Source organism: Pseudoalteromonas sp. Z1A8, assembly GCF_011378855.1.
Classification (GTDB): domain Bacteria; phylum Pseudomonadota; class Gammaproteobacteria; order Enterobacterales; family Alteromonadaceae; genus Pseudoalteromonas.
In genome coordinates, this window is the sequence record NZ_WTLB01000013.1 from 21,833 (window position 1) to 39,817 (window position 17,985).

Below are 17,985 nucleotides of genomic sequence, written 5' to 3' on the forward strand. Positions count from 1 at the left end.
ATTGGCTAGCTTTTTTATACTTTAAAAACGCTCTATTGACCATTGCAGAGCAATTATTGCTATTGCTACAGAACCCATTGGCATTAACCACTTGCTATACCAGGTATAGTTTCGTACATAAATAAGTAATGGCAGCGCAACCAGTAATATACTGAGCTGACCTATTTCGACACCTAAATTAAATGCTAAAATGCTCAATAATTGATAGTCGCTCGACAAGCCAAGCTCGCCAAGTACGCTTGCAAATCCCATCCCATGTAGTAAACCAAAAGCAAAAGTAAGCCAACCTAAACGAAGTATCAGCGGCCAAACATTATTTAATGCTGCAAATAAAACAGAGATAGCAATTCCAAGCTCTACCCAACGACTATTTGGCGAGACTAAGTTCATAGCGGTGGCGGTAAGCGTAATAGAGTGCGCAAGTGTAAACGCGGTTACTATCCATGCTGTGTGTTTAATAATTTGTTTTTTAGAGCTAATACCTTGCCATGTTTTTTCACTACGCTTTAAAACACAGGTAAGTAATAGGGCGATTAAAAATAAAATATGATCAATACCTATCCAGATATGTAAAACACCTTGATATACGTATTGATTGAACGTGCTTAAATAACTAGATTTTTCAAAGCTAAATGTTTGCTGAGCCTCGTTGATATTAAATACACGAGATACACCATTTATATTTACGATGGATTTATGATTAGCATCGGTTTTAAAAAAAGCAGAATAAGAAAGAGAGATTGTTTCACTGTCATTGCAACTAAACATTATCGGAATAACCAAATAAGGCTGGTTAAAATGGTTATCTAACTGATAGATACCTTCACTTGTTAAAGGGCAAGCTTGCCCATTTTGCGTGATATTTAAATTTTCTGTAATGAAGTTATGAATTGAGCTGCGCTTTGCTTTTATTTCTGCCCATGAAATCTGCCCGTTTTTATCTAAATCCAAAGGCACTGCGTGCTCTAAGTCGGCTATATTAATTTGCCAGTTGCCCGTGTATTGGCTTTTATTGGTGCCGTTATCGTTCTTGCTATTTAGGGTTATATAACTTGTACTTAGTTGATGGGCAAAGCTGTAAGTTGAAAAAATACACAGCATTAAAGTGAGTATAAATAGATAAGGCGTTTTCATAGTGTATCTCGTTGCATCGCTTTTGCTTTAATAAGTAATTGCTCATCGGTACTCATTTTAGCTTGTTGCCAATTAATATGAGCCCAGTAAAGTGCTTTTTCGCGATTTGGTTGTACATCAAGGTAATATTTAGCTAAGTCACTTGCATGAAATGAATCTTTGCGAAGCTCTCTAAGTTTAACTCTTTTCGCCATTGTATTTTGCCATTTTTTATCGCGTTTACTTAGTCTTTTTTCTGCGATTGAAAGCCTTAGCAAAATAGCATCCTCTAAATTACTTTTATCAGGAAGCAGTACGCTTAATGTATTTAATACTTGTTGTGGTTGATTAAGAGCAAGTTGAATATCGGCCCATAAAACAATAAGGCTCACAGGGGCTTGAACTAAATCTACGCTTTGTAAGTGAGACAACGCTTGTTTGTAGTTATTTAAACGGTAGCTCATTTCACTTAAAACATGGTTTGTAGCTAGACTAGTTTGGTTATTGTTTATAATTTTAACTAATGCTTGGTAGCTGTCTAAAACGTTTTTATGCTGGCTTTGCACATCAAGTACGCAGGTGCTAGCTGTAATAGTACTTACTTGACCAATCAAGGCTACGCAGTGTTGTTTTGCTTGTGTAAATTTACCTTGGGTCATCAATATATTGGCCAGCAACAAATGGCTATTACTGTGCTTTGGCTCGGCAATCAAAACGTTGTTAGCGATGTTAATTGCTTCGTCAAAAAGGTGCTCTTTTTGTAAAACACGAGCATATAGGTAACCAATTTGAGATGTGGGTGTTTGTTTATATAGCTGGGCTAAACGGGTTTTAAGTAGCCCCTGTAAGCGCTCTGTTTGGCCTGCATATTGGCTATTAGTTACTAATGTATTTATTTCGTCAACAGAGAGAGAAGCACTAAGTGTTGAATTACTTGAGGCAATAATTGCGTCATCTTTTGGTGTAAAAGGAGCCGCACTCACCGCGAAAGAGGTTAAGCAAATAGCAATAATAGTGAGGGGTTTAAATACTGATAAATGCATTATAAATATCCTTTGAAAAAAGCCATCCATGGCCTGTCAGCTTAATTACTTGTTTAGTTGCTAATTTAGTTACCGTTTGTTGAAATTAATCCATCAACATCGGTATCGGAGTTTGTAAACACGCGACCATTGACTGATAGCGGCTCTGCATTTGGGCTTTGATTAAATGCATCGGTTGCAAATTGAGCAAAATCAACTTGCAGCGCCTCAATCGTAATACTTATTGTGGCAGTAACTTGCGAATTAACACCATCACTTACACCAAACATAAAGCTATCTGAACCTGTCGCTTCTTTATTTGGTGTATAGGTAAAATTACCGTCGCTATTAACGGTAACAGTACCGAGTGTTGGCTCACTTGTTAACGAGTAAGTAAGTGAATCGCCATCGTTATCGCTCGCGCTAAGCATATCGGTAATGCTTACTTCAGTTTGTGTTGTTAGCATTGCATCGATTGCTGTAGGTGCTGTATTTACAACTGGTGTAGGTTGTTTTTTATCGTCATCGCTACTACATGCACCCAATGTTAATGCACTGAGGAGAACACAAATATGGGTAGTTTTTAAATTACGCATTAGTTAACTCCTTATTTAGATCCTGCAATAGGTGTTGCAAGGTATGGGAATGTTGAGTCCATCATTGTTGCATCAACAGGTGCGCCATCAGTAAATGGAACTGTACCCGTATTAGCATCCTCTGGTGTACAAAGGCCTAAGTCAGTGTCTTCGCCATTTACAGGAATAGGATGACATAAACGACCCATCACAACGCGCAGTGCAATATCAACCACATCATCACCCGGGCGACGACCATTTGGGAAACCCGCTAAATCATTGCCAGCTACACCAAATGCAGATTGATCAGCTTGCGCTGTTGCAGCAATGGCTGTGTTTAAACGCAGCATTTCTGAAGGTGTTACCGTTGCTTGCTGATTAACGTCTGCAAAACCCGTTAAAAATGCAGTGATTAAATCAGTACGCGGGAAGTTAGTGGGTGCCAGAGTTTCAAAGTTGGTATCTAGTGTTGTATTAACAGCATCTTTAAATAAAATATTTAATAACTCTGGTAGTGCAGGGTGAGATACATAATCTAAAAATTGTGCATCATCTTTAGGGTGCGCTGTTGAGAATGTATCTTTGTCTTTAATACCAATTACAAGCTCATTTACAAGCGGGCTACCTAGGCGTGAAACCTGAGTTAATGCACCACCGTTTACCGCATTATTAGCAAATTTAGCATTTGGGTTTAATACACGTGCTTGAGGTAAGCTTGCCGTTGTCCACGAGCCAATTACACCGTTACCTTCACCAACAATACAACTCTTTGGTATTTCGATAGCGATTGATGTGACGTTTTTATCTGCAAGATCGTCGTTATCAGCAGATTGCGTTATACCACCTGGAAAACCACCGCCGTCACCAGCACCTGGGGCGCTGTCACCCTCTACAGGTACATAGTTAACTAAATCAAATGTTTTACCTAGGTTAACTACAAACGGGTCTTTACGCTGCCCTACAAAAACTTGTGCCATGCTTTCACAGTTAGGAATTGAAACCTGATAAACAAATTGATCCGCATAAGTTTGGTAATCACTCATCGATCCAAATGTTTTATTACCTACATAATCAAGTGGTTTAGAGAATGTACTTGAGTTTGATGCTGTATTATTTAACACAGTAGCTTCGCCAGTACGCTGTGCGCCGCTTATCATGCTCATTGTGTATGATTCGCTAAAGTTAGCTGCGCTGTCATCACCTGCAGCCACGCCGCCAACATTCTTAAGTGGTACCGAAACTGTACGTTGATTTCCTTCAGGTCCAACCGTTAATTGCACGCCTTGATTATCGTTAGGGAGCATGCTTTTAAAGTTAAACGCAAATGTAATATCTTCAACAGCATCGCCATCGTTATCGATATGAATGCTGTAAGTTGCATCTGGATCCATTGCAAAGTAATTAGGGCCGCCGTATGCGTCTTGTAGCGGGATGTAGTTAGCTATTAGTGTTACAAAATCGCCACGACCTTGCTCGTAACTATTAAATACATAAAAATCGGTTGAATCTAAAGTCGGGAAACGGCTTATATTTGGCGCTTCTCTGTGGCTAGATGCTTCACTTGGAGCACTTACAAACGTACTACATATTACTACTGCGAGTATTGATGGAGTTAAAGCTTTCATGACTTTGTCCTTTAGTTTTGATTGAAGTCATAGCTAATAACGGGGCAGGATTTAAATTGGATGCAAAAAAGTTAAATTAAATTTATATTTTGTTAAAAAATTTGAATTGAGGGTTGGCTACTTTATACAAGCAGCCAACATTGGTCATAATAGCAAGGTTATAAAAGTACCAGCTCTGTGGTGTATAACACCTCAGTCGGTAATCCATTTGGCGAGCCACCAATAGGCTCTAAGCTTACTGCAAGCAACGCTATGTCGGTTGCTTTAAAGCGGCTATCTTTGAAAAGTATTTTATTGCCTTGTTTAGGAAGTAAACCCAATGAAATAGGCGTATCTTGCCCCTTTAAAATCATCCACAGCTCGTAATCTTGATTTGATTGAGCAACCAATTTGCTACTGGCTTTAACTGAAAGCCCTTGCTCGTTAACATCAATAAACCACAATGATTGTTTGTCTTGGTTTTGAACCAAGGCAATTTGTTGCGTTTGAAGAACATTAGTAGAGGGTTGAATAACCAAAAAGGCTAAAACAATACATGCGGCAGTTGCCACAAAAGACCATGTACGCCAAATAGAGGGCTTAGTATGTATCACCGTTTTGGTGGGTTGCTGGTTTTCAATTCGCTGTAGTATATTTACCCATACATCGTCACGTGGCGTTTGCGGTGTAATAGCACTCGCTAAGTTATTTAGGTTTTGCTCCCATAGACTTGTTGCTTCACGTGCTTGATTTGAACTAAGCAACAGACGTTGAAAACGCTTACGGGCAAGCCCTCTAAGTGTGCCAAGCACATACTGCCCAGCAAGTGCGTCTAATAGTTCGGGTTTATTATAATTCATAATGTTAAACACCTTTGTAGCTGCATAAGCCCACGCCTGATCCAGCTTTTAACTGTGCCTAATGGCGTTTCTATATGATCCACTAATTCGCTATGACTCAGCCCTTTGTAATAAGCTAAGTGAATAGCCTGCTTTTGTTGCGGCTCAAGTTGTTCTATACAATTAACCAGTTTTGTTTCTTCATCGTAATTAATGTCAATGCTTTCATTCTCATATTCATCATCGCCTAGCGACTGCTCTTTTCGTACCTTGTGATAGCGCAGCGAATCAAGACTTCTATACCTAACTATACTTATCATCCAACTAATAACAGTGCCTTTAGAGGCGTTATATTCAGATGCGTTATGCCAAATTTTTATAAAAGCGTCTTGTAGTGCCTCTTCTGCATAAGCTCTGTTAGTGAGCATATTTAAACTAATAGCAAAAAGTTTGCCGCTAGTTTGTTGATATAAACTTGAGAAAGCATTTTTGTCTCCTTGTGCTGTTGCGCACAAAAGAGGGAGTAAATCATCGTTATCCATAGGGATCCTGTTTTTCTTATTATCATTGAGTAAACGGTTGAGGGCGTGATTTGGATGCAAAAAATTTAATTGATTTTTAGATTAGCTGCTTTATACGTTAGTACAAGCAATAACCGATCAGTGTTTGAAATATAAACGTATAGGTATAATTTATTCACATGTTTGTAAAAAATGCACAAAGAGCAGATTGCACTTAAATTTATTTTATTATTAACATTATATATCAATAGCTTATGATTTTAATTTGAATTTAAAATGCCATTTATATGGCGTGATATTTGCAAAAGAGTACATAAAGCCGTTTAAATTAAAATTAGAAAATCGGAATTATTTACACAAAGGAGAGACTATGTGGGCTGCAATTGGTTATTCACTTTTAGCATTACTACTTATTTTTATTGGTTGGGAAGTGAACTCAGTTTACTTTGCTATTGTTTTTTATTGGACAGCGTTGTCGCTTTTATTGGTTAGCACCGCCTATATTTTTAACGCTGCAAAAATATTCAGAAAGCGTGAAAATGGCGTGATCCCTTTTTATATACGCTGGGCATTTGTACCATTTTTATTTGGTGTGCAAATTTATAATGCCTGGTCGCGTAAGCACGACAAAGTACCGCCAATTCAACAAATAAATGATAACCTATTTTTAGCTTGCCGATTATTTCCCTCAGACATAGACACATTAAAAGATAACGGAATTACGGCAATTTTAGACGTAACGTGCGAGTTTGACGGCCTTGAGTGGAGTTCAACACAAGAGAATATTAATTACTTAAACATTCCGGTGCTCGATCATAGTATTCCTACCCATTCTCAGTTAAATCAGGCTATTAATTGGATACATCATCATATTAAAGAAAATCGCCGTGTGGTTGTTCATTGTGCTTTAGGGCGCGGACGCTCGGTATTTGTAATGGCAGCTTACTTATTGAGTCAAAATAAAGATGCTGATGTACATCAAATTCTTGCACAAATAAAAGAAACCCGCGAAACCGCCAACTTAAATAAGCATCAGCTTCGTCATTTAGCTAAGCGTCATAAAAAAGGCGAGCTGCTGATTAAAAACAAAGCAGTTTTAATTGCAAATCCAGTATCTGGTACACGATTATGGCAAGAAAAAGAGCACTTAATTGTTGCGAGGTTATCGGCCTATTACGATTTAAAAGTACTTACTACTTCACAAGACGTAAACGGTATTGAGCTTGCTAAACAAGCGATTACGCAAAAACCAGACATGATAATAGCGTGTGGGGGAGACGGTACCGTGGCCGAAGTTGCAAGCGTACTTGTAAATACACAATGTAAGCTAGGTATTATACCAATGGGGACTGCAAACGCACTTGCGCATGTATTGATGGGGATTAGCTCTAAATTTATTCCTGTTGAACAAGCTTGTGACTTAATTATAGATGGTCAAACAAGCACAATAGATACAGCTTACTGTAATAACGAATTAGTACTACTACTCGCGGGTATTGGTTTTGAGCAATCAATGATTGAAAAAGCAGATAGAGAGTCTAAAAATAAATCGGGGCAGCTTGCCTATTTAAACGGTTTTTTTGAAGCCTTTGGCGAGCAAAAATCACAGCTACTTAGTGTAAAACTCGATGATAATGAACCGAAAGAAATATGTACAAATAGCTTTATTGTGGCAAATGCCGCGCCTTTTACAACGCTATTGGCTCAAGGTGGTGGGCAGCCAGATCATAGTGACGGGCTTCTTGATGTAAATTGGCTAACACCAAACAGTGAAAATTCTACGACAATATTGAGTATCGCGGAGCTGATGTTTAGTAGCTTAACGCAAACACATTTAGCTATAAATTCGCATCATACAAATGCTAAAAGAGTTGAGGTTACAGGTGAAGGAGAGCTTAAGTACGTACTTGACGGGGAAGTTAAAACAGCTCACAAACTCGTTATTACTATTGAGCCGGCCTCATTACATGTGATTTGCAAAGAGCAATAACATCGCACTTGTTACAATTAAAAAGGAGCTGAAATAGCTCCTTTTTTCACATCATTTTTTAATTGATGGCCAAACAAACCCTGTTGTATCCGGCGCTTGAGAAGATGTTTCTCTCGGCGCACTTTTTGGTCTACGAATAGGTTTGTTATTTATAGTGTGAATGTAAAGTGCTTCCACTTTATCGCGAGCCCAAGGCGTTTTACGCAAAAACTTTAAACTCGATTTAATGCTCGGTTGATCAGTAAAACATTTAATTTTTACTTGCTCGCCAAGTGTTCTCCAGCCAAGTCGCTGTTCTAACTCAACAAGTATTTGTTCTAACGTTACCCCATGTAAAGGGTTTTTAGGTTGATTATCCATAGCCATACTACTTATTTAAACTGCGTGCATTGTAGCTCAAATCAGCTTTTAGCGCTAATTCACAGTGATTGTTTTAGGAGCTGTTGGGTAAATAGCATTACCTTGTTTATCTATTTTAAGCCAAATGAGTTGGCTGTTACTGTGCTGGGGTGTTTTAGCACCGCATAAAAGTGTAAAAGAGTGAATTTGTATTAATGCGCCTTCGCTATAGCGTTTGTTGTCGTACCAGCAACTAGACCCTTCGTTTACAAACTGGTTTGCATCAATAATTGAATGGGTTTTAAGCGTTGCTGCTTCACTAAGTACTGAATACGATAAGCTGCTAAAACAAAAGCATAGAATTAAAAAGTTACGCATTAGAGGCCTTTAAATAGGGAGGGTTAAAAATAATACATTAAGCTAAAAAACGTGCTAGTGTAAAGTACACAAAGTGATTTTAATTATAAACTTAGTTACTCACAGAACAACTTAGATTCAAATAAAAAGGTGCACACAATGCAATTTAATCAAACAATGATCGAAGAATTCACACTATTAGCAAAGTTTCCTCGCGACAGCAAAATGCAGGGTATTAAATTACACTCAGACGCAGAGCCAAGCTTACTTAGTGCAGCGCAACGTTTATTTGAAAAAGGGATTATAGATAGCCCAGATGGCGGGTATTTAACTGATCTGGGCTTAGATTTAATTGAGCACGTTACGGTTATTCATAGCGCGCTACAAAGTTAATCTAAATTAGCTTAATTTGCATCGGGTTGATTTTGCGGTGCAGCATCATTAAATGCAGCTAATTTATTACAATGCTCGTAAATAGCTGCAATTTTTGGGTAAGCGCTCATATCTACGTTAAAACGAATTGCATTAAATACTTGCGGCACTAAACAAATGTCAGCAAGTGTTGGTTGGTTACCAAAACAGTAGTCGTCATTTTCGTTTAGCATCAGTTCTATTTTTTCAAAACTCACTTCTATCCAATGTCGATACCATTTATTTTTAGCCTCGTCATCAATACCTAATTCGTTCGATAAATACTTCAGCACACGTAAATTATTAACAGGGTGAATATCGCAGGCAATGGCAAAGCTTAAGTTTCTTATTTGTGCTTTTTGCCACGCAGTTCCTGTAATTAATGGTGATTGCGGATAAGTTTCATCAAGCCATTCCAGTATTGCAAGCGATTGTGCTAATACACCATCATCGGTTTCAAGTGCAGGTAGTAAGCCTTGCGGATTAGTAGCTAAGTATTCCTCCCCAAGCTGCTCCGATTTTAAAAGGTTAACAATAGCAAGTTCATGATCGATTGCTTTTAAGTTAAGCGCTATACGCACTCTATAAGCCGCTGATGAGCGAAAGTAGCTGTATAATTTCATAATTAATCCTGTGAACCTGTAAATTGTTTTTTAATAGTACGCCAGCAATCGGTATAGTTTGGTTGGCGCTCTTTACCTTCTAATGCATATTTTGTCGGTGAAATTATATAGCGCGACTCAAACATAAAGGCCAAAGTGTTTTCGTATTTTTGTGGTGTAAGCTCTGCGTTTGAGGCTTTTTCAAATACGTCGGCTTCAGGTCCATGTGGCGACATACAATTGTGTAAACTTGCGCCACCAGGTACAAAGCCGTGCTCTTTTGCATCATACACACCTTCAATCAAGCCCATAAATTCACTCATAATATTGCGGTGATAATAAGGCGGACGGAATGTATTTTCGGCTACCATCCAACGCGGTGGAAATATCACAAAATCGACATTAGCCATACCCTCAGTAGCAGAAGGGGAGGTTAGCACAGTGAATATAGACGGGTCGGGGTGATCAAAACTCACTGTATTCATTACATTAAAACGCGATAAGTCGTATTTATAGGGCGCACTATTACCTGTCCATGCAACTACATCAAAAGGAGAGTGCTTAATTTCACAGCTAAATAAATTACCGTTGAATTTAGAGACAAGCTCAAAGTCACCCTCTTTATCTTCAAAGGCAGCTACAGGGTATTGAAAGTCTCTGTCGTTGGCATAACCGTTGGCACCAACAGGACCTCGCTCTGCAAGCTCTAACGCATGGCCATAATTTTCACAAATATAACCACGCGCGGTATCGTCAATTAAATCAACAGAGAACTTAATTCCTCTGGGAATTACAGCAATTTCACCTGGTTTAATGCTTAACTTACCGCACTCTGTGTGAATTAATAACTCACCTTGCTGAGGGACAAACAACATTTCGCCATCGGCATTGCAAAAGTAACGCCCTTGCATTGACTGATTAGCGACATATACATGAATGCCAATACCCGATTGCCCATTAGCACTGCCATTAGCTGCCATAGTTACTAACCCGTCAATAAAGTCAGTAGGTTGCGAAGGCATATCAATAGGGTTCCAACGTAGCATTGTTGGTGGTGTTACGGCCTCAGTAATTGGGGCTGTTCTTATTAAGCCGTTATCAATTGCTTGGTAATCACCTTGCACTACCGAAGGACGAAGGCGGTAAAACCAAGTGCGACGATTTGAAGCGCGAGGAGCCGTAAATGCAGTCGAACTAAATTGCTCAGTGTATAAATCGTATTTAACCTTTTGTGGGCTAAATTGTCCTATTGGCAATGCACCGGGTAGCGCTTGTGTTTCAAATTCATTACCAAAACCTGTCATATAACTTAATTGTGTCGTCATTACTGACTCCTGTGAGAGGGGGTTGGTTTAATATTATTTTTATTTCAGTTAAGATACTCTCAAGTGAGACTAATATCAAATGTGCAACTACGCACCTGTGTAAATATTAATGAACACCAAAGTAAGCCTTATAAAGCTGGGATAACCAAAAATGAAAATTGATTTAGCAACGTTCTTACCTTATCAATTAACGAATGTAGCAACACGTGTAAGTAACGACTTTGCCGAGGTTTATCAAACTAAATACGGTTTAAATATTCCTCAGTGGCGAATACTTGCTAATTTAGCGCAGTATGGCCAAAGCAACGCAAAGGATTTATGCACGCAAGCAAATATGGACAAGTCGACTGTTTCACGCGCGGTAAAAGTTTTAATAGATAAAGCTTTAGTGAGAAGTGAGTTAAATGAGCAAGACAAGCGCGCAGCATTACTTGTACTGAGCCAAGCAGGGCAAAGCTTATATGAGCAAATAGCACCCGATGCATTGAATTGGGAAAAACAATTACTGAGCACTTTGACTAACGAAGAACACGAAGTGTTAGTGAGTATTTTTGAAAAGTTAAATAACAAATTAAATGCATAAAAAAGCCCACAAAGTGGGCTTTTAAAATAATAGCTAATTTAATAAGCTAAATTAGAAAGTGTAACGAACACCTACACGCATTTCCCATAGAGATGCGTCACGTTGAGTTGTAGTGCTTGCGTTATTTGCGTTAAAGTTTGAATAAACATAACGACCCTGATCATCAATATCAGTTGAAATCATACGAGCGCCAACGAATGGACCTTTCTTAAGCACACCCCAGTCATCATTTAACATGTTAGTTAAGTTATCGATAACAAAGAATGCTTCACCTTTATGGCCATCCATAAAGCCAGGTACTTCTTGAGTTAGTTTAAAGTTAAACTTCACAAACCAATCAGAGTTTTGTGCGTTACGACCTGAAATTTCACCACGTTTTAAGCCTTCAGATGCAATGAAGTCATTAAATTCATTGATATCATCAGCACTCATGTCATAAACAACGTTAGGATCGTTTACTAACGGTACATAAAGAAGTTGACGAGAACGGTTTGAATTGGCATCACCGAAAGCTTCATCACTGCCGTTAAATGTAAAGCTGTAAGGTAAACCTTTGTATGCTTCACCAAATAAATTAAAGCGAGTGTTGTAGCCATCGAAAAACTCATGCGTGTAAGCAAGGTTTAATGTAAAACGATGTGGAATTTCATAATCAGATGATGCAATACCCGGATTAAGCGCATTAGACGTTGCTAAGTTACCGTAGTTAGAGCTAGATGTAGAACTAGTCATCGGATTAACATCATCAGCATCTGTATAAGCATAAGATAGCTGTACTTTAATACCATTATCAAAAGCTTTGCTTACAGCTGCAGAGATGATTGAAGTATCACCATTGTCGCCATTGACGTTAGTTAATAATAAATCACCATCACGACCTTCAATTGATTCTAAAAGAGGACGGCCATCAAATGATGTTTCGTCAGATGATTGCAGAGCAATATCTTTTAGAATTGCAGCATCACGTTTTTTAGAATAAAGGAAATCTAATGCAATTACATACTCGTCTTCAGTTGTATAAGTTGCACCAACTGAATATTTCCATTCTGATGGAATTTCAAAATCTGGGTCAACAGCATTTACAGATGAGTCACCAGAACCTGGAGTAACGGCTGCAATCTCATCAAACATAGATTGAGGTACATCAAAACCTGGACCACCACCATTTACATTTGGTGTATTGAATAGGTCAACATCACGAATTTGTAAACCTATGTTAGTAATACCATCATTTGAATATGAGTTAGATAACCATACATTTGGATTACCGCCTGAGAATAAGCCTAGACCAGCACGAATTTCAAGTGCATCAGTTGCATACCATTCAAAACCGATACGTGGTTGAAATAAATCAATACCGTCAAATGTACCTTGGTTGCTATAACCATATCTGTCAGTAAAGTTTTGGTTTAATGTTGGTTTGTCATCACTGCTATAGCTGTCATAGCGAAGGCCGAACGTTAAAGATGCATCAATGTCTGAGAAGCTATATTCATCTTGTACATAGAAAGTACTTTGTGAGTACGAAAAGCTTGCAGCAGCATCTGCTGGATTGTTTGTACCAGCTGCATTATTGTAATAAATACGAGCTGCTTGGCCTGATTCGAATTTTTCAATATCATCAAAACGCCATTCACCTTGTGTATGCTGTACGAATTGGTTAAATACTTCTAACTCTTCATATTCAAAACCTGCAGTAATTGTGTGTTGATCAAGGTAGTAAGTACCAGCAAGTTTAAAGGTAGTTGTATCGTAATCTAAATCGTTTGATTGACGAGAGTCATCTGGACCTAAATATACAGTGCCGCCATCGCTTGTTTCTATTTGGAATTCGCCAAAGCTACTTGCTGCATCTAAAGACTCAACGCGAGCATCAAGCTCTGATTTTCCTAGACGAATTTCAGTTGAGAAGTCGTCGCTCCAATCTGAATAAACTGAACCGATAATTGAAGTGAATTCTGCACCTTGCTCATAAAAATGGCTATCTAATGAAAGGCGAGTTGAACCCGTATCTGATTGAGATAATGTAAAGCCATCATTGTAGTTGTATATTAAATTAGCACGGTGAGAGTCGTTGATGTTCCAATCTAATTTAATTAAGATTTTTTCATCATCTACTGGTGAACTTGAAGGTGTAGTACCTGCATTATAGCCATACACATCTTGAGAAATCTGTTGGATACGTGCTAAATCACTTGCAGAAACGCTTGAACCTAAAGGGTCATAGTTAAATTGTGCTACGCCTTCTAATTTTTCATATGAAGTGTATAAAAATAATGAATCTTTAATTAGCGGAAGACCAACATTAAAACCGTAGCGTTTTTCGCTGTAACTACCGTTATCAACGTCTTCGCCTTCAATTTTATCACCTTTCATTGAATCATTAGTGTAATCGAAGAACACACCGCCATGTAATTCATTACCGCCAGATTTAGTTACTGCATTGATATTACACGATGTAAAACCACCGTATTGAACATCAAACGGTGCAAGCTCTACTGCTACTTGTTCAATTGAATCGAAAGAGAAAGGGGCACGAATAGTTGGGTAACCATTTGAGCTTAAACCGAAGTTATCGTTCATACGAACGCCATCTAGCGTTAAGCTATTAAAACGTGGATTACCACCACCACAGTTAATAGTGCCACGACTATCATCAATTGCTACACGCGGGTCAACACGAATGATATCTTTCAAATCACGGTTAATAGCAGGCTGGTTCTCTAGATCTGTAAGTGTGAAAGTAGAAGCTGGACCAGTACCGCCAGACATAGAGCTAATCGGCGCGCCAGTAACTACAATTTGTTCCATGCTTGATTGTGACTCAAGAGAAACGTTTACTGGGTAGTCGTTACCAATATTAAGAATAATGTTATTAAATTCTTGGTCTGCATATACATCTGAATCAACAACTACTTTATAAGGGCCGCCAACACGCAGGCCTTTAGCTGTAAAGTAACCAGCGTCATTTACTTCAGTTGTTTTTACTGAACCAGAAGGCACGTGTAAAATTGTTACTTTAGTGCCGGCTGCTGGGTTGCCATTAGGGCCCGTTATATGACCTTTAATTGCAGAGGTCGTTTCGTTAGCCATTGCAGCGCCACTTACACCAACACATGCTGCAATAGCAAGTGAAAGAGCTGTTTTGCGAAGTTGAGTTTTCATTTAATTTTCCCGTGTAGTTAGTAATTAAATTTTTATATTTTTATTTTAAAATTTTGTAAAATAAACAGTTGAAGTTCATTTATTCAAAATCCGTTACTAGTGTACCTTATTTATTCGTTACAAATAAAATACAACTGCAATATATTTTTAATAAATAGTACTATTTTTGTCTATTTTAATGTTTTTTTGAGCAATAACTCTATATCGGGGTATATATTACGTGGGGTTTATGACAAACATGTGAAATTGTAGGGGTGAAATAAAAAACCCATTACAAATTTGTAATGGGTTTATTGTAACTTACAAATAACTTAACAAGTTATTGATGTAGAGTTTTTAAGACTTAAAACTTGTAGCTTATACCAACTTTAGCCTGCCAAGCTGATGACGATGAACTGATTTGCGAGTAATTACGCACATCTGCACCGCCAAAACTGTTGTCTATTTTATATCTGCCTTGATCATCAAGACCACCAAAGTCATAAATCGTTTGGTTAGAGTAACCTAAGCGTTTTTCTACACCCCAATCGCTGTTTAGAAGGTTTGCGAAATTATCAATCATTAGATAAACCTCACCAGTGTGACCTTCAGCAAAGCCAGGTATTTCTTGTTTGATACTTACATCCATTGTAGTAACCCAAGGTTGCGTTGCTGTATTTTTACCTAAGATCCCACCACGTTGAGATATACCAGCACGCTCTAATAACGGTTCTAACTCAGCCCAAGTCATTTTAGAATCAGCCCAATTTACATTCGGATCATCAGCACCTGTTGGAATATAAGGTAAGTAAGCACCATTAGTGAATAAAGAGCTAGTATCACCTAAGTCTTCATCTTTATACATATTCATTGTGTAACTAAATGGGCGACCTGAACGACGTTCAAAATAAACATTGAACTTGGTTGCATATCCTTCAAAAAATTCAGTGTTATACGCTAAGTTAATTTTAAAGCTGTGCTCAACTTCGTAAAAGCCACGTGCTGCAATATCTTCATTACGATTTACAGTAATATTGTGCTTATAGTTACCTTCTGCCTGAGAAGCTGAACCTGCTGATGATTCTGTAACATCTTGGTGAGCATAGCTTGCCGATACAAACAGACCATTATCCCATTGTTTAGCAATACCCGTTGAAATAATAATTGAACGACCATCATCCGATGAATTCGTCATTTCTATATCAACATTATCGCCACTGTAAATACTTTGATTGATAACACGTTCGCCGTCAGCTGCTAAGCCCACTGGGTTAATAGACGAATTATGCCATACTGCTTCATTCTCTTTTTTATGATAAGCAATTTCTGCTTGCCATTTAAAGCCATCGCCTAATAATTCAGAGTCAAACTCATATTCAAAACCAATTTGAGTACGAATACTTGAAGGCAATTTAAAATCAGGGTCGATATACGCAACACTACCTGCGCCTTGCTCTAATGTATTTTTTATTTCATCAGGTACCTGAGTAATATCAGCTGTGTTATTTGCATAGTAATCATTAATTACATCGTTTTGTGCTGATACTAAGGTAATACCGTCACTTTGGAATGAGTTGTTATACCAAACGTTTGGTATACCACCTTGGAAACGACCAATCCCACCATTAATAGTAAGCGATTCCGTTGCGTAGTATTTAAAACCTACACGAGGAAGTATAATATCTAGACCATCAAGGTTTTCTTGGTTGGTAAAGCCATACGTATTAGCAAAATTCTCGTTTAAAGTTGGCTTATCATCTGATGATAAACGCTCGTAACGAAGACCGGCTGTGACTTCTAAATCATCACCTACATAAAAAGTATCTTCTATATAAAGTGCTAGCTGGTTACGTCTTACGTCGTAAGCTGTGTCAGCCGAATCATTAGTGTAAGCATTTTGATAAGAGAAATCATAAGAACCAATCTGACGATTTTCAAAATTTTCTAAGCTATCAAATTTCCATGAACCAAGCGAGTTTTGAGCAAATAGGTTATATAAACGAAGTGACTCGTACTGAGCTCCAAAGTTTATTTCATGCTCATCCATTAAATACGTAGCGTCTAATGTAAAAGTTAAATTTTGTGTTTCTGAACGGTTTGCATGGCGGTATTGATCGGTACCAAAGCTGTAAGAAGGACCATTTCGACCGTCTTCTTCAACAGTAACACTTCCTAAGTTAGAGCGAGTTGCACTATCAGAGGTAACATCTTTATACGACACACCAATTTCTGTTGAAAAGTTTTCAGTCCAATCAGAGTAAAGTTTAGATGAAAAGTTATTAAACTTAGTTACGTATGCATAAGTGCTTGAAACTAAGGCTATATTGTCACCGCCTGTACTAGAGTTACGCTCATCTTGGTCGTCTTGCCATTGATAAGTAAAATCTAAACGATGATCGTCGCTTGCGTTCCAGCTTAATTTAACAAGCAAGTTTTTATTTGTATCTTCAGGAGCACCGGCTAATGAATCGGTCAATCCGTATTCATTATTTAAGATAGAAATGAAACGATTATAGTTAGCTTCAGAAGTATTAAATTCATTTGAAGCACCAGAGCCATCAAAGCCATAGTCTAGATCTTGCTCGCTTGACCATTCTGCATAGTTAACAAAATAAAACAGTTCATCTTCAATAATCGCTCCGCCGACATTAAAACCAAATCTTTCTTCAGTTTTAATCGGCTCTACTTTATTTGTAGAGTAAGTTTTATGACCTAACTCATCAAGATCGTCTTCTTGTACAATACTATCAACATCGCCAGCTATCTCAGGGGTAGAGATTTCGTAAAAGCCAGAGAATTTGAACTCATTTGTACCAGATTTTGTTACTGCATTAATAGTACCGCCACCAAAGTTACCTTTAGAAGCTGAAAACGGAGATACATCAACAGAAACTTGTTCAATAGCATCAAGTGCTACAGGAGGCTGAGAAGTAGGGTAGCCACCAAAGTTTAAGCCAAAGTCATCATTTTGACCAATACCGTCAACAGTTAAACCGTTTGTACGAGGGTTACTACCTGCAAACGTTAGCTCGCCATTGCCATTAATGCTGGCAAGCGGGTTTAAGCGCGCAATATCTTTAATATCACGGTTAAAACTTGGCATGTTTTCAATTGTGTCAGAGCCAAATGTGCTGCTAGAACCACCTGATTGTTGAACAATTTTATAACCAGACACTTCAATCTTTTCGATGTTTAGCGGAGCAAGCTGCGAGCTTAAACGATAAGTTTCACCAAGATTTAAATAGATGTTTTCAACGGTAGTATCGTTAAACGTATCAGAATCGATGATAACCGTGTAAGGGCCACCTACACGTAAACCATTAGCGATAAACGTACCACTTTCGTTTGTAGTTAGTTCGCTAATAGTTCCCGTTGGTTGGTGAACTACTTTGATTTTAACGTTTGCAGCACTGCCACCTGAAGGCGTTGTAATTTTACCACGCATTGCAGATGAAGTATCAGCAGCCATTGCGCTTGTAGAAACACCTAGCGCTAAAATTACCGCTCCAGTTAATTTCGAAAGGCGAAGCTTAGTCATAATGTTGATTTCCCGTGTGTAG

General features: G+C 38.2%; 15 protein-coding genes. 3 read left to right on the top strand and 12 right to left on the bottom strand.

All coding sequences use genetic code 11. From position 1 onward, the window contains the following. Positions 1-21: 21 nt before the first annotated feature. From GQR55_RS07040 to GQR55_RS07065, 6 genes are all read right to left on the bottom strand, one after another. Positions 22-1,134 (bottom strand): HupE/UreJ family protein, encoded by a 1,113-nt coding sequence (locus GQR55_RS07040; protein WP_166420025.1) that lies wholly within the window; start codon positions 1,132-1,134, stop codon positions 22-24. Further along, positions 1,131-2,156 carry a tetratricopeptide repeat protein gene (locus tag GQR55_RS07045; RefSeq protein ID WP_166420026.1) on the bottom strand — a complete coding sequence of 342 codons (1,026 nt, stop codon included), beginning with the start codon at positions 2,154-2,156 and terminating at the stop codon, positions 1,131-1,133. Before GQR55_RS07045 ends, GQR55_RS07040 begins: the two co-directional genes overlap by 4 nt. Before the next feature lie 65 nt (positions 2,157-2,221). Next, entirely contained in the window at positions 2,222-2,731 is a 510-nt protein-coding gene (locus GQR55_RS07050) for an Ig-like domain-containing protein (protein WP_166420027.1), read from the bottom strand. A gap of 11 nt (positions 2,732-2,742) precedes the next feature. Then, a complete protein-coding gene (locus GQR55_RS07055) occupies positions 2,743-4,335 on the bottom strand; it encodes a DUF4331 domain-containing protein (RefSeq protein ID WP_166420028.1) in 1,593 nt (530 codons plus the stop codon). 158 nt (positions 4,336-4,493) lie between these two features. Further along, complete coding sequence (locus GQR55_RS07060) at positions 4,494-5,174, bottom strand: anti-sigma factor (protein WP_166420029.1); 681 nt, start codon at positions 5,172-5,174, stop codon at positions 4,494-4,496. Then, positions 5,171-5,695: a sigma-70 family RNA polymerase sigma factor gene (locus GQR55_RS07065; RefSeq protein ID WP_165728357.1), complete on the bottom strand. Its 525-nt coding sequence runs from the start codon at positions 5,693-5,695 to the stop codon at positions 5,171-5,173. Before GQR55_RS07065 ends, GQR55_RS07060 begins: the two co-directional genes overlap by 4 nt. A gap of 349 nt (positions 5,696-6,044) precedes the next feature. On the opposite strand from GQR55_RS07065, the gene GQR55_RS07070 reads away from it, so the two are divergent. Further along, positions 6,045-7,664 (top strand): diacylglycerol kinase family protein, encoded by a 1,620-nt coding sequence (locus GQR55_RS07070; protein WP_166420030.1) that lies wholly within the window; start codon positions 6,045-6,047, stop codon positions 7,662-7,664. A gap of 51 nt (positions 7,665-7,715) precedes the next feature. Here GQR55_RS07070 and GQR55_RS07075 read toward each other — a convergent pair whose 3' ends face one another. Both GQR55_RS07075 and GQR55_RS07080 read right to left on the bottom strand, forming a co-directional pair. Next, positions 7,716-8,024: a VF530 family protein gene (locus GQR55_RS07075; RefSeq protein WP_010553962.1), complete on the bottom strand. Its 309-nt coding sequence runs from the start codon at positions 8,022-8,024 to the stop codon at positions 7,716-7,718. A gap of 54 nt (positions 8,025-8,078) precedes the next feature. After that, positions 8,079-8,381, bottom strand: coding sequence for a DUF1496 domain-containing protein (locus tag GQR55_RS07080; RefSeq protein WP_166420031.1), 303 nt, complete (start codon positions 8,379-8,381; stop codon positions 8,079-8,081). A 138-nt stretch (positions 8,382-8,519) separates the two neighbouring features. Here GQR55_RS07080 and GQR55_RS07085 point away from each other — a divergent pair, with 138 nt between their 5' ends. Next, positions 8,520-8,753: a TIGR02647 family protein gene (locus GQR55_RS07085; RefSeq protein ID WP_007375551.1), complete on the top strand. Its 234-nt coding sequence runs from the start codon at positions 8,520-8,522 to the stop codon at positions 8,751-8,753. Between the two features lie 11 nt (positions 8,754-8,764). On the opposite strand, the gene maiA is transcribed toward GQR55_RS07085, so the two are convergent. Beyond that, positions 8,765-9,394, bottom strand: coding sequence for a maleylacetoacetate isomerase (maiA, locus tag GQR55_RS07090; RefSeq protein WP_166420032.1), 630 nt, complete (start codon positions 9,392-9,394; stop codon positions 8,765-8,767). Between the two features lie 2 nt (positions 9,395-9,396). Then, positions 9,397-10,698, bottom strand: a complete 1,302-nt coding sequence (gene hmgA / locus GQR55_RS07095) for a homogentisate 1,2-dioxygenase (protein WP_166420033.1) — start codon at positions 10,696-10,698, stop codon at positions 9,397-9,399. 151 nt (positions 10,699-10,849) lie between these two features. On the opposite strand from hmgA, the gene GQR55_RS07100 reads away from it, so the two are divergent. Next, positions 10,850-11,281 carry a MarR family transcriptional regulator gene (locus tag GQR55_RS07100; protein ID WP_166420034.1) on the top strand — a complete coding sequence of 144 codons (432 nt, stop codon included), beginning with the start codon at positions 10,850-10,852 and terminating at the stop codon, positions 11,279-11,281. A gap of 51 nt (positions 11,282-11,332) precedes the next feature. Here GQR55_RS07100 and GQR55_RS07105 read toward each other — a convergent pair whose 3' ends face one another. Together GQR55_RS07105 and GQR55_RS07110 are read right to left on the bottom strand one after the other, a co-directional pair. Further along, the gene (locus tag GQR55_RS07105) at positions 11,333-14,446 is read right to left on the bottom strand and encodes a TonB-dependent receptor (RefSeq protein WP_165741878.1); all 3,114 of its coding nucleotides are present in this window, start codon (positions 14,444-14,446) and stop codon (positions 11,333-11,335) included. A 343-nt stretch (positions 14,447-14,789) separates the two neighbouring features. Further along, positions 14,790-17,963 carry a TonB-dependent receptor gene (locus GQR55_RS07110; protein ID WP_166420035.1) on the bottom strand — a complete coding sequence of 1,058 codons (3,174 nt, stop codon included), beginning with the start codon at positions 17,961-17,963 and terminating at the stop codon, positions 14,790-14,792. Positions 17,964-17,985 lie beyond the last annotated feature (22 nt).

Coding starts and splice junctions, on each gene's coding strand:
- GQR55_RS07100 (WP_166420034.1), top strand. CDS start 10,850: ATGAAAATTGATTTAGCAACGTTCTTACCTTATCAATTAACGAATGTA.
- GQR55_RS07040 (WP_166420025.1), bottom strand. CDS start 1,134: ATGAAAACGCCTTATCTATTTATACTCACTTTAATGCTGTGTATTTTT.
- GQR55_RS07055 (WP_166420028.1), bottom strand. CDS start 4,335: ATGAAAGCTTTAACTCCATCAATACTCGCAGTAGTAATATGTAGTACG.
- maiA (WP_166420032.1), bottom strand. CDS start 9,394: ATGAAATTATACAGCTACTTTCGCTCATCAGCGGCTTATAGAGTGCGT.
- GQR55_RS07060 (WP_166420029.1), bottom strand. CDS start 5,174: ATGAATTATAATAAACCCGAACTATTAGACGCACTTGCTGGGCAGTAT.
- GQR55_RS07075 (WP_010553962.1), bottom strand. CDS start 8,024: ATGGATAATCAACCTAAAAACCCTTTACATGGGGTAACGTTAGAACAA.
- hmgA (WP_166420033.1), bottom strand. CDS start 10,698: ATGACGACACAATTAAGTTATATGACAGGTTTTGGTAATGAATTTGAA.
- GQR55_RS07085 (WP_007375551.1), top strand. CDS start 8,520: ATGCAATTTAATCAAACAATGATCGAAGAATTCACACTATTAGCAAAG.
- GQR55_RS07065 (WP_165728357.1), bottom strand. CDS start 5,695: ATGGATAACGATGATTTACTCCCTCTTTTGTGCGCAACAGCACAAGGA.
- GQR55_RS07050 (WP_166420027.1), bottom strand. CDS start 2,731: ATGCGTAATTTAAAAACTACCCATATTTGTGTTCTCCTCAGTGCATTA.
- GQR55_RS07110 (WP_166420035.1), bottom strand. CDS start 17,963: ATGACTAAGCTTCGCCTTTCGAAATTAACTGGAGCGGTAATTTTAGCG.
- GQR55_RS07105 (WP_165741878.1), bottom strand. CDS start 14,446: ATGAAAACTCAACTTCGCAAAACAGCTCTTTCACTTGCTATTGCAGCA.
- GQR55_RS07080 (WP_166420031.1), bottom strand. CDS start 8,381: ATGCGTAACTTTTTAATTCTATGCTTTTGTTTTAGCAGCTTATCGTAT.
- GQR55_RS07045 (WP_166420026.1), bottom strand. CDS start 2,156: ATGCATTTATCAGTATTTAAACCCCTCACTATTATTGCTATTTGCTTA.
- GQR55_RS07070 (WP_166420030.1), top strand. CDS start 6,045: ATGTGGGCTGCAATTGGTTATTCACTTTTAGCATTACTACTTATTTTT.